General features: G+C 75.2%; 8 protein-coding genes and 2 pseudogenes. 9 read left to right on the top strand and 1 reads right to left on the bottom strand.

The window, feature by feature from the left end:
• Positions 1–233 precede the first annotated feature (233 nt).
• On the bottom strand, positions 234–644 hold the full coding sequence (locus ABZ924_RS36910; RefSeq protein WP_030293642.1) for an organic hydroperoxide resistance protein: 411 nt from the start codon (positions 642–644) through the stop codon (positions 234–236).
• Positions 645–773: 129 nt separating this feature from the next.
• On the opposite strand from ABZ924_RS36910, the gene ABZ924_RS36905 reads away from it, so the two are divergent.
• The 9 genes and pseudogenes from ABZ924_RS36905 to ABZ924_RS36865 all read left to right on the top strand — a co-directional run.
• On the top strand, positions 774–1,262 hold the full coding sequence (locus tag ABZ924_RS36905; RefSeq protein WP_361919839.1) for a MarR family transcriptional regulator: 489 nt from the start codon (positions 774–776) through the stop codon (positions 1,260–1,262).
• A gap of 488 nt (positions 1,263–1,750) precedes the next feature.
• Positions 1,751–2,275: pseudogene (locus tag ABZ924_RS36900) on the top strand (hypothetical protein); the annotation flags it as partial.
• A pseudogene (locus ABZ924_RS36895) lies at positions 2,272–2,577 on the top strand (hypothetical protein); the annotation flags it as partial. The pseudogenes ABZ924_RS36900 and ABZ924_RS36895, both read left to right, overlap by 4 nt.
• Positions 2,578–2,758: 181 nt before the next feature.
• Entirely contained in the window at positions 2,759–3,145 is a 387-nt protein-coding gene (locus ABZ924_RS36890) for a glyoxalase superfamily protein (RefSeq protein ID WP_361919837.1), read from the top strand.
• Between the two features lie 341 nt (positions 3,146–3,486).
• Entirely contained in the window at positions 3,487–5,124 is a 1,638-nt protein-coding gene (gene mdlC, locus ABZ924_RS36885; protein ID WP_361919835.1) for a benzoylformate decarboxylase, read from the top strand.
• 55 nt (positions 5,125–5,179) lie between these two features.
• The gene (locus ABZ924_RS36880) at positions 5,180–6,586 is read left to right on the top strand and encodes an FAD-linked oxidase C-terminal domain-containing protein (RefSeq protein ID WP_361919833.1); all 1,407 of its coding nucleotides are present in this window, start codon (positions 5,180–5,182) and stop codon (positions 6,584–6,586) included.
• Complete coding sequence (locus ABZ924_RS36875) at positions 6,583–8,007, top strand: cytochrome P450 (RefSeq protein WP_361919831.1); 1,425 nt, start codon at positions 6,583–6,585, stop codon at positions 8,005–8,007. Before ABZ924_RS36880 ends, ABZ924_RS36875 begins: the two co-directional genes overlap by 4 nt.
• Before the next feature lie 48 nt (positions 8,008–8,055).
• A complete protein-coding gene (locus ABZ924_RS36870; RefSeq protein WP_361919830.1) occupies positions 8,056–9,411 on the top strand; it encodes a hypothetical protein in 1,356 nt (451 codons plus the stop codon).
• Between the two features lie 68 nt (positions 9,412–9,479).
• Positions 9,480–10,900, top strand: a 1,421-nt coding sequence (locus ABZ924_RS36865) for a peroxidase family protein (protein WP_361919829.1), incomplete at its 3' end; no start/stop codon positions are given.

Raw genomic sequence — 10,900 nt, 5'->3', positions numbered from 1 at the left:
CCGGGGCCGCAGGACCCGGTTTCTGGGGGCACCTCCCAGCGGTAGCTGGGGGAGAAGGGGCGGGGTGGGGAACGGCTCCGCGCAGCGGGGTCGGACGCCCGGGCCCGGGCATCGGTCCTGCCGTCGGGGGGCGGCGGGACCGGGAGGGCCAGGGGCCCGGGCGGTCGCCTGGGGCCGCTGGCGCCCGGGGAGGGGTGGGGCCCCGGGCGGGCCGGTCAGTTCCCGGGCCGGGACTACTCGATGACGAGCTCCACCGGGATGTTGCCGCGGGTCGCCTTGGAGTACGGGCAGACCTCGTGGGCCTGCTTCACCAGCAGGGCGCCCGTCTCACCCGCGAGGGACTCCGGCAGCTCGACGCGCAGGGTGACCGCGAGCCCGAAGCCGGTGTCGTCCTTGCCGATCGAGGTCTCCGCGGTGACCGACACCTCGCCGGTGTCGACCTTGGCCTGGCGGCCGACCAGGCCGAGCGCGCTGGCGAAGCAGGCCGCGTAGCCGGCGGCGAAGAGCTGCTCGGGGTTGGTGCCCTGGCCGTTGCCGCCGAGCGCCGGGGGCATGGCGAGCGCGAGGTCGATCTGGCCGTCGGAGCTGACGGTGCGGCCCTCGCGGCCGTTGGCGGTGGCGACAGCGGTGTACAGCGCGTCCATCGGGGTTTCCTCTCGCGGTGGTGGTTCCGCCGGCCGGTGCGGTCCGGCCGACTACGTCCACTACTAGAGCACACAATTCAATTGTGTGCAATCGAATCGCCCGCAAGGCGTACCCGGTACACTGGCGGCATGAGCGAGCCGACCACCGACACCCTTCGGGACGAGGACCTGCGCGACGAGGACTTCCTCCGCCTCGACGGGCAGATCTGCTTCGCCCTGAACGCGGCGACCCGGGCCTTCGGCGGCGTCTACCGGGTGGTGCTCAAGGACCTCGGGCTCACCTACCCCCAGTACCTGGTCATGCTCGTCCTCTGGGAGGACGGCACCACCCCCGTCAAGCAGCTCGGCGCCCGCCTGCGGCTGGACTCCGGGACCCTGTCCCCGCTGCTCAAGCGCCTCGAGGCCGCCGGGCTGATCCGCCGCGAGCGCAGCACCGAGGACGAGCGCTCCGTGCACGCCGTCCTCACCGAGGCCGGTACGGCGCTGCGCACCCGGGCCGCGGAGGTCCCCCGCCGGATCGCCGCCGCCACCGGGTTCGAGCTCGCCGAGATCCGCGACCTCCAGACCCGGCTGCACCGGCTCACCGCCGCCCTGGACGCGGCCGCCCTGGAGGTGTGAGGGGCGCCGCCGGAACGGACCCGTACGCGGCGATCCGCCCCGAACCGCCGCCCGGCGCGCGGGGCGGCTCCTACCCTCGGGCCAAGGGGAGCGGTACGAGGGGGTCCACCGCGGAAGAGCTCGTGGCATCGGCCGTGTCGGCCCTGCCGGCCGCCACGGCAACGGAGGCCTGACAGCAGGCCCGCAGCGGCGTCGTCGCCTGTGGAGACGGGTACGGCCGCAGCCGCACGACCGGGGCCGACGACCCCGCGCACACGCGGCGCGGGAAGCGGAGCTGGACGCCGAACCGGTCAGCCTGCGCACCCGGTTGACCGAAGCCCGGCAGGCCGGCGACACGTCCGCCGAGCGGGAGCTGGCCACCGACTGGCAGCACAGGTTCCGCGCCCTGCTGCTGCGCGTCGCCACGGGCGGCAGCGACGGCGCCCTCCCCCTGTGGGTCGTCGCGGACCCCTACCTCGGCCGGCGCACCTGCTCCGCTCCCCGGGCAGACCGGCGGGGTCAACAGCCTGGTCTTCACCCCCGACGGGCAGAGGCTGGTCAGCGGCGGCGCCGAGGGCACCGTCCGGCCGTGGGTGATGCCGCCCACCGTGCTCCCTGGCCACGGCATGGCCCGGCTGAGCGCCGACGGCCGCGTCCTGGCTGGCCTCGGCTTCGACGGGCGCATCCGGCTGTACGAGCTCGCCGCGCCCGCCGGCACGGCCGACGCGGCGGTCCCGCGGCCTGCCGGCGGGGCGGTGCTGGACGCGGAGCGGATCGACTGGGTGCAGTTCGCCCCGCCCGGCCGCGGCCGACGTGTACGGGGCGCTGCACCTGTGGGACGCCTCCGATCCGGCGCACCCAAAGCCGTTGGGCGCACCGCTGCCCGGCTCCTTCCCCGCCCTCGTCTTCAGTCCGGACGGCCGCACCCTGGCCACCACCGACACCCGCCAGGAGCACCCCGTCACCACGCTGCGGGACCTCGGCGACCCGGCCGGCGAGCGCGGGGTGCTCGCGAGCCTCGCCTTCAGCCCTGACAGCCGCCTGCTGGCCACCGGGTACCGCCGACGGCACCGTACGGCTGTGGAACACCGCCGACCCGGGCCGCGGCGTCGTCCTGAGCGGGCAGCTGACCGGCCACCGGAACGGGGTGGCCGCCCTCGGCTTCAGCCCGGACGGCCGCACCCTGGCCGGCGGCGGAGCCGACGCCACGGTCCGACTGTGGAACGTGGCGGCCCGGGCCCCGCTCGGCGGCCCGCTCACCGGGCACACCCTGCCCCTGAACACGGTGGCCTTCGCGGCCGACGGGCACACCCTGGTCACGGGCGGCTGGGACGACACCGTCCGCGTCCGGGAGACGGATCCGGACCGGCTTGCCCCCGCCTGTGCGCGGCCACGGCCGGCCCGCACGACCGCGAGCTGGGGAAGAGCCACCTCCCGAACACGCCGTGCGCGCCGGGATGCGGCTGATCCGGCCGATGCCCGGGCGCGTCCGGCCCGCCGGACGTACATTCGGGCGCATGGTGCACGTACTCGGCAGCAGGGTCCTGCTGCGCCCCACCGATCCGGAGCGTTCGCGCGCCTTCTACGGCGAGGTGCTGGGGCTCGCCGTCTACCGGGAGTTCGGCACCGGGCCCGAGCGCGGCACGGTCTACTTCCTCGGCGGCGGCTTCCTCGAGGTGTCGGGCCGCTCCGAGTCCCCGCCCGCGCCGGGCCTGCAGCTGTGGCTGCAGGTCGCCGACGTGCAGGCGGCGTACGAGGAGCTGCGCGGGCGCGGCGCGCAGGTGCTGCGGCCGCCGCTGAAGGAGCCGTGGGGCCTGGTCGAGATGTGGGTCGCCGATCCGGACGGGGTGCGCATCGCCGTGGTGGAGGTCCCGGCGGACCACCCCCTGCGCTTCCGCCCCTGAGCCGCTGCGCGCCGCCGGCGCGAGCCGCTGCGCGTCGCCGGCGCGTCCGCGGGGGCGCCGCCGCGGACGCGCGGGGGCGTGCACGGCCCACGCCACCCCGGGCGCCCGGCGATCCCGGTGCGCCCCGCCGTCGGAGTGAACGGGCTCCCCACCCACAGGAGGGATGTCCGGCGGATCCCGTAGACGTGCCGTCAATCGCCGCAGGCGGCGCGGGCGGTGCAGCACTGGGGCCACGCAGCGCGCATAGCAGATTCGCCAAGGCCGTGAAGGCCTTTTGTAAAGATCAACGCAGTGTGCTGGATTGATCACCGACAGTGCTCCCGGCTGGCGGAAGGATCCTCATGCGTACGGTTCGCGAATCGGTTCTGGATGTTCTACGAGCACGTGGCATCACCACGGTCTTCGGCAACCCGGGCTCGACGGAACTGCCGATGCTCAAGCGGTTCCCGGAGGACTTCCGGTACGTGCTCGGCCTGCAGGAGGCGGTCGTCGTCGGGCTCGCCGACGGATTCGCGCTCGCCTCCGGCACCACGGCCCTGGTCAACCTGCACACCGGGCCCGGCACGGGCAACGCGATGGGCGCCCTCCTCAATGCCCGGGCGAACCGGACCCCGATGGTCGTCACCGCCGGCCAGCAGGTGCGCGCCATGCTCACGATGGAGGCGCTGCTGTCGAACCCCCAGGCCACGCTCCTGCCGCAGCCCGCGGTCAAGTGGGCGTACGAGCCCCCGCGCCCCGCGGACGTGGCCCCGGCGCTCGCCCGGGCGGTCCAGCTGGCCGAAACCCCGCCCCACGGCCCGGTGTTCCTCTCCCTGCCCATGGACGACTTCGACGCGGAGCTGACGGAGGAGGAGGACCGGGCCGGGCAGACCGCGGCCGCCCGCCGGATCGTGCACGCCGCTTCCCCCGATCCGGCCGCGCTCTCCGCGCTCGCCGGGCGGATCTCGCGCGCCAGCTCGGCCGTGCTCGTCGTCGGGGACGACGTCGACGCCTCCGGGGCGTGGGACGCGGTGGTCGCGCTCGCCGAGCGGAGCGGGCTGCCCGTCTGGGCGGCTCCCGTCTCCTGCCGCGTCTCCTTCCCCCGCACCCACCCGCAGTTCCGCGGGGAGCTGGTCCCGGCGATCGGGCCGCTCGGGCAGCAGCTGGCCGGGCACGACCTGGTCGTGGTCGTCGGGGCGCCGGTGTTCCGCTACTACCCGTACGTCCCCGGCCCCCACCTGCCGGAGGGCACCGAGCTGGTCCTGCTCACCCGGGACGCGGAGGAGGCCGCCCGTGCCCCCGTCGGGGACGCCGTCGTCGCCGACCTCGCCCTGGCCGTACGGGCGTTGACGGACCGGCTCGCGGCCGGCACCGCGAAGCCGGCACCCGCCGGCCCCGTCGCACACGCGCACCCGCACTCCCCCGACCCGCTGCGCACCTCCGAGCCCGGTGACGGCCTCCTCACCCCGCTCGCCGCCCTGCGGGCGGTCGCCCAGGGCGCCCCGGAGAACACCCTCTGGGTCAACGAATCCCCCTCCAACGTCCCGCAGTTCCACGAGGCCACCCGGATCAGCACCCCCGGCTCCTACCTCTTCTCCGCGGGCGGCGGGCTCGGCTTCGGCGCGGCCGCGGCCGTCGGGGCGCAGCTCGGCGCTCCCGACCGGCCCGTGGTCTGCGTCATCGGCGACGGCTCGATCCACTACGCCGTCCAGGCGCTGTGGACCGCCGCCGTCCACAAGGTCCCCGTCACCTTCGTCGTCCTCAGCAACGCCCGGTACGCGATCCTCCACTGGTTCGCGCAGCTCGAGCACGCCCAGGGCGCCCCGGGCCTCGACATCCCCGGCCTCGACATCACGGCCGTCGCCACCGGATACGGGGTGCGCGCCCACCGGGCCCAGGGCGCGGGCGAGCTCACCAAGCTCGTACGGGAGGCCGCGGCCCAGCAGGACGGGCCGGTCCTCATCGACGTGCCCGTCACCACCGAACTCCCCTCTCTCTAGGCGCGTTCCAGACCGCCGGTCAGCCGGCCACCGCCCCGACCTCCGGAAGGCCCGAATGTCCCCCGACACCCCCCTCCTGTCCCGCCTGCGCACGCTCCTCACCGACCATGCGGACGTCCTGCACACCGACCCCGAGACCCTGAACGCGCACGCCCGGGACGCCGCGCCGTTCTCCGAGGCCGGCATCCCCGCCACCGTCGCCTTCCCGCGCACCGCCGAGCACGTGCAGCACATCATGCGCACCGCGTACGAGCTGGGCGTCCCGGTCGTCCCGCAGGGCGCGCGGACCGGGCTCGCGGGCGCCGCGAACGCGGTCGACGGCTGCATCGTGCTGAACACCGCCCGGATGGACCGCATCCTGGAGATCGACCCCGCCAACCGGCTCGTGCGCTGCGAGCCCGGCGTCGTCACCAAGCGCCTCAACGACGCCGTCGCCGAGCACGGCCTGAGCTACCCGCCCGACCCGGCCTCCTGGGAGCACTGCACCATCGGCGGGAACATCGCGACGGGCGCCGGCGGGATCTGCTGCGTCAAGTACGGGGTCACCGCCGACTACGTGCGCGGCCTGGACCTCGTCCTGCCGGACGGGCGCCGGATGCGCACCGGGCGCGACACCGTCAAGGGGGTCGCCGGCTACGACCTGACCCGGCTGCTGGTCGGCTCGGAGGGCACCCTCGCCGTCATCGTCGGCGCCACGCTCGGCCTGCGGCCGGTCCGGCCGCCGGCCCTGTCGCTGCTCGCGCAGTTCCCGAGCCTGGCGCAGGCCGGGGAGGCCGTCGCCTCCATCACCGCGGCGGGGCACGTGCCGTCCGCGCTCGAACTCCTCGACCGGGCCACCTCCCAGGCGGTCTCCGACCACGGGCACCCGCTGCTGGAGGCCGGGTCCGCGGCCACGCTCATCGTCGAGAGCGACAGCGCGGACCCGATCCGCGACCTGATGGCGATGACGCTGCTCTGCAAGGGCGCGGGCGCCCAGAACGTCGTCACCGCGACCACCGCCGAGGAGTCGCGGCGGATCATCGAGGCGCGGCGGCTGGTCTCCCCGGCGCTGGGGGCCTTCGCCGCGACGCTCGCCGGGAAGCCCACCGCGTTCATCGAGGACGTGGCCGTGCCCCGCTCCGAACTGGCCAAGTTCATGGGCACCATCGAGGAGATCGCCCGCCGCCACCGGCTGCGGATCTTCACGCTGGGCCACGCCGGGGACGGCAACCTCCACCCCACCGTCGTGTTCGACGAGTCGGACGCCGACGAGTTCCGCCGCGCCCAGACCGCGTACGACGACATCATGGCGGCGGGCCTGGCCCTCGGCGGCACCAGCACCGGCGAGCACGGCATCGGCACCCTCAAGCGCGACTGGCTGACCCGCGAGCTCGACCCGGTGAGCCTGGAGCTGCAGCGCGGGCTCAAGCGGCTGTTCGACCCGAAGAACCTGCTCAACCCCGGCAAGGTCGTGGAGGCATGACCGAGGACCTGACCGCCGCCGCGTCATCCGGCACGTCGGCCACCGCCGCCTCGGCCACCGCCTCGACGCCGGCGGCCCCCGCACAGCAGCCCCTCGTACCGCGGCCCGCCCGGGCCGGCCGCGCCGAGACGGTCCGCTTCGCCGCGACCCACACCCTGCCCGCCTTCGTCCGCGGCGCGTTCTCTGTCCGTCCCAAGGTCGTGGCGGCGTACGCGGCCCTCGGTCAGCAGGGCTGGTCGGCGTCGACCCTGCGGGCCATGCGCGCCCGGCACGGCGGTGCGCCGGTGGAGGTGCGGGGCCTGTCCGGACCGCTGCTCATCCTCCTGGACCCGAGCGACCTGCGGCAGTTCTACGAGCTGCCCGTGCGCATCCTGGCCATGGACGCACCCGACAAGTACAAGGGGCTGTCCCTCGTGGAGCCCACGGGCGTGATCTGCTCCCACGGAGACACCCGCGAGGAACGCCGCCGCATCAACGACGAGGTGCTCGCGGCGAGCCGGCCGGTGCACCCCTCCTGCCGGGAGTTCCAGGCCCTGCTCGACGAGGAGGCGCCCGCCCTGGCCCGGCACACGGAGCTGGACTTCACGCGGCTGCGGCGGACGGTGGCCCGCGTCGTGCGACGCATGGTGCTCGGCGATGCGGCGGCCGGGGACGAGGAGCTCGGCCGGTGGCTGCTGGTGCTGCGCCAGGAGGCCAACTGGATGCGGCTGCGCAAGGGCCGGGCCGCGGCCGCCGAGGCGGTGTACGCGCGGGCCGCCGCACGCGTCGAGGAGTACGCGGCCCGGGCCGAGCCGCACACCCTCACCGCGCTCGCCCGCAGCCACCCGGCCGCCGCCGGCCCGGAGGCCGCCGCGCTGGACCCGGTCGGCCAGGCCCATCACTGGCTGCTCGCCCTGGAGTCCCTCGACCAGGTGGTCGCCCGCGCGCTGCTGCTGCTCTCCGCGCACCCGGCCGAGCAGGACGCGGCCCGGGCCGAGGCGGACGCCGGCGCCCCGGAGCTTCCCCGGCTGCGGGCCTGCGTACAGGAGACGCTGCGGCTGTACCCCCTCGTGCCCGACCTCGTGCGGGTGACCCGCGAGGAGACCGAATGGCGCGGGGTCCGCTATCCGGCGGGCACGGCCGTGCTCGTACCCGCCCTGTTCCACCAGCGGGATCCCGAACAGGTTCCTGCCGCGCACCGGTTCGTGCCGGCGCGCTGGCTGGAGGACGAGGCGGCCGAGGACATCCGGATGGCGCCGTTCAGCCACGGCGGCGGGCGCTGCCCCGGCGAGCACCTGGGGGTGTCCACGGCGGCCGGGCTGATCGCGGCGGTGCTGCGCGGCCACCGGGTCACCGGCGGCCGCCCGGCACTGGACCCGTCCCTGGCGCTGCCCGGCATCCTCGCCTCGGCGGGCATCCGGCTCACCCTCGCCCCGCGCTGAAAGCGGGCGCGTCCCCCGTCCCCACCCGTACCCCCCGGAGGGCCCCGCATGACCGATGCCATGACCGCCGTCACCGGGCACGAGCCCGACGTCGATTCCCTGCACGAAATGTGCCGCCTGCTCGCCGAGGCCGCCGACGGCGTGGGCGAGGCGTCCCGGTACGCGTCCGAACTCGCCCTCGGCTCCCGGCTGCCCTTCGGCGTCCGGGGCGGGCCGGCCCGGCGCACCCTGCTGCGGGCGATCACCGACCCCAAGGGCCTGGGCTGGGCGGCGCGCGGCCGGGGCCTCGCCCGGGCCGGCCGGCTCGTCGGCGTGTTCACCAGCCGCGAGAGCCTCGCGGTGAGCCTGGCCGTGACGGGCCTGAAGGCACGGATCCGGGCCGCCGCCGTCCACCACCCGGAGCTGCTCGGCGATCCCGACACCGCCAAGGTGCTCAGGGCCATCGAGGAGGACCGGCAGCGGGAGGCGGTCCGCGTCTTCCGCGCCATCCTCGGCCGCAAGGGCGCCGAGCGCACCTTCGCGCTGCTCGCGCCCGCCTTCGCGGACATCCTCGCCTGGAACGCGCTCACCGACGAGAACCCGCTCAACGACGGGGCGGGCTGGGAGGTCGCCACCGGCCGCACCCTGACCGGCGCCGAACCCGTCCTCGGCGTCGGCGCCCGCGTGTGGGCGTTCCTCGACCGCGGTCCAGGCCGGGCCGAGCCCGTCATCCCGGCCCCCGCGCTCGCGGACCGCCTCGACACCACCGGCACCATCGCCGGGTACGTCCGCAACATCGACACGGTCGGCACCGACGGCACGCTGCTGGTCCAGCCGGTCACGGGCCCCGACGGCATCCGCCGGTACGTGGTCCAGCTCGCCGGCATGTCGGGGCTCCGCGGCGAGAGCCCGCAGGACCTGCTGGGCGCCGTGCACGCGGTGGCCAGGCCCTCGACCCCGTACTCCAGGGCGGTGTGCAAGGCGCTGCGCCACGTGGTGCCCTCGGGGGCGCAGGTGGCGCTCGTCGGGCACAGCCTGGGCGGGATCACCGCCATGAACCTGGCTGCCGACCCGGACTTCTGCGCGGTGTACCGGGTCACGCACGTGGTCGCGATCGGCTCGCCCGTCGACGGCAAGCGGCCCGCCGATCCGCGGACCCGGGTCTGCTCGCTCGTCAACGAGCACGACGTGGTGCCCAGCCTGGAGGGCCGGTCCTCGGTGTCCCCGTACCCGCTGCCGGAGCAGTTCACCGAGTTCACGTGGACCGACGACACGCACGCCTTCCCGCTGTGCCATGCCGCCGAGCGGTACGCGCACAACCTGGAGCACGACGTGCCCGACGCCCGGGCCCACGTGGACGCCGAACTCGCCCCGTACCGGGGCCGGGTGGGCGCCGCCCGCTTCTTCCGGCTGTACGACCGCTGAGTGCGGGCCACCGGCCCGCCTCCCGCGACCCCCTCCCCTGCAACCCACCGCCGATGCCGAGGAACACCATGACCGACACCGCCTCCACCGAGCAGACCGGGCCGGCCCCCGGACCGTCCGCGCCGGCCCCGGGCACCGCGGGCCTGCCCGGGCAGGGCTCCCGTCCGCCGCAGCCGCCCGGCCCCTGCCCGCCCGGCTTCCTCGAACGCCTCGGCTCGGCCGCGTTCGCCCGCGTCAACGAGGTCCGCGAGTGGCACGAACTGCCACTGCCGCTCGGGCTGCTGAACCTGCGGGTGCTCCGCGACGACCTGCGCCGCAAGAACCTGTACGACACCTACGGCGCCGGCGGCGAGCGGCGCCGCCGCGCCACCTCGACCCTGCTGCCGTACCGCTCGTACGACGGCTCGGGCTACGACCCGTACGACGAGGACATGGGCCGGGTCGGCACCCGGCTCGACCGCAACGCCCCGCTCGACCTGGTCTTCCCGGAGGGCGACGAGGCCCTGATGTCGCCCAGCCCGCGCGAGATCAGCAGGCAGCTGCTGGCCCGCAGGGGCTTCGTCCCGGCGCCGACGCTGAACCTGCTGGCGGCGGCCTGGATCCAGTTCGAGAACCACGGCTGGGCCAACCACGGCGACAACGAGGAGGCCGAGCCGTTCACCGTCCCGCTCGCCGAGGACGACGACTGGGCCGAGCACGGCGGCACCTGCCCGATGCGCATCAACCGCACCCGCCCCGACCCCGTCGCCCACACCGCGGCGGACGCCCCGCCGACCTACGAGAACACGGTGACGCACTGGTGGGACGGCTCGCAGATCTACGGCTCGGACGAGGAGCGCTGCCGGGCCCTGCGCACCGGCGAGGGCGGGCGGCTCATCGTGGAGGACGGCCGGCTGCCCGCCGACCCGCGCCCCGGCAAGGAGTGCCTGGACTGGACCGGCATGAACAGCGACTACTGGGCCGGGCTGTCGCTGCTGCACACGCTGTTCGCCAAGGAGCACAACGCGATCTGCGACTTCCTGCGCTCCCACCGTCCGACGTGGGACGACGAGCGGCTGTTCCACACCGCGCGGCTGGTCAACACCGCACTGATGGCGAAGATCCACACCGTGGAGTGGACCCCGGGGATCCTCGACACGCCCGTACTGCACCACGCGATGAACGCCAACTGGTACGGAGTACTGCCCCGCTGGGTCAGCAAGACCTTCGGGCGCATCGGCACGGGAGAGATGCTCAGCGGCATCCTCGGCTCCCCCACCGACCACCACGCGGCCCCGTTCTCCATGACGGAGGAGTTCGTCTCCGCGTACCGCCTGCACCCGCTGATCCCGGACGAGCTGACGGTCCGCGACCACCGGGCGGGCGCCGTGCGGACCACCATCGGCTTCGACGAGATGCAGGGCCGCGCCACGCGGTCCTCGGTCGACGAGTTCGGGATGAGCGACCTCTTCTACACCTTCGGCACCTCCCACCCCGGCGCCCTCGTCCT

Origin of the sequence: Streptomyces sp. NPDC046876, from assembly GCF_040645035.1 — a bacterium.
In the GTDB taxonomy this organism is placed as follows: domain Bacteria; phylum Actinomycetota; class Actinomycetes; order Streptomycetales; family Streptomycetaceae; genus Streptomyces.
Note: the sequence above shows the minus strand (reverse complement) of the source record. Positions and strands in the feature narration are given on the sequence as shown.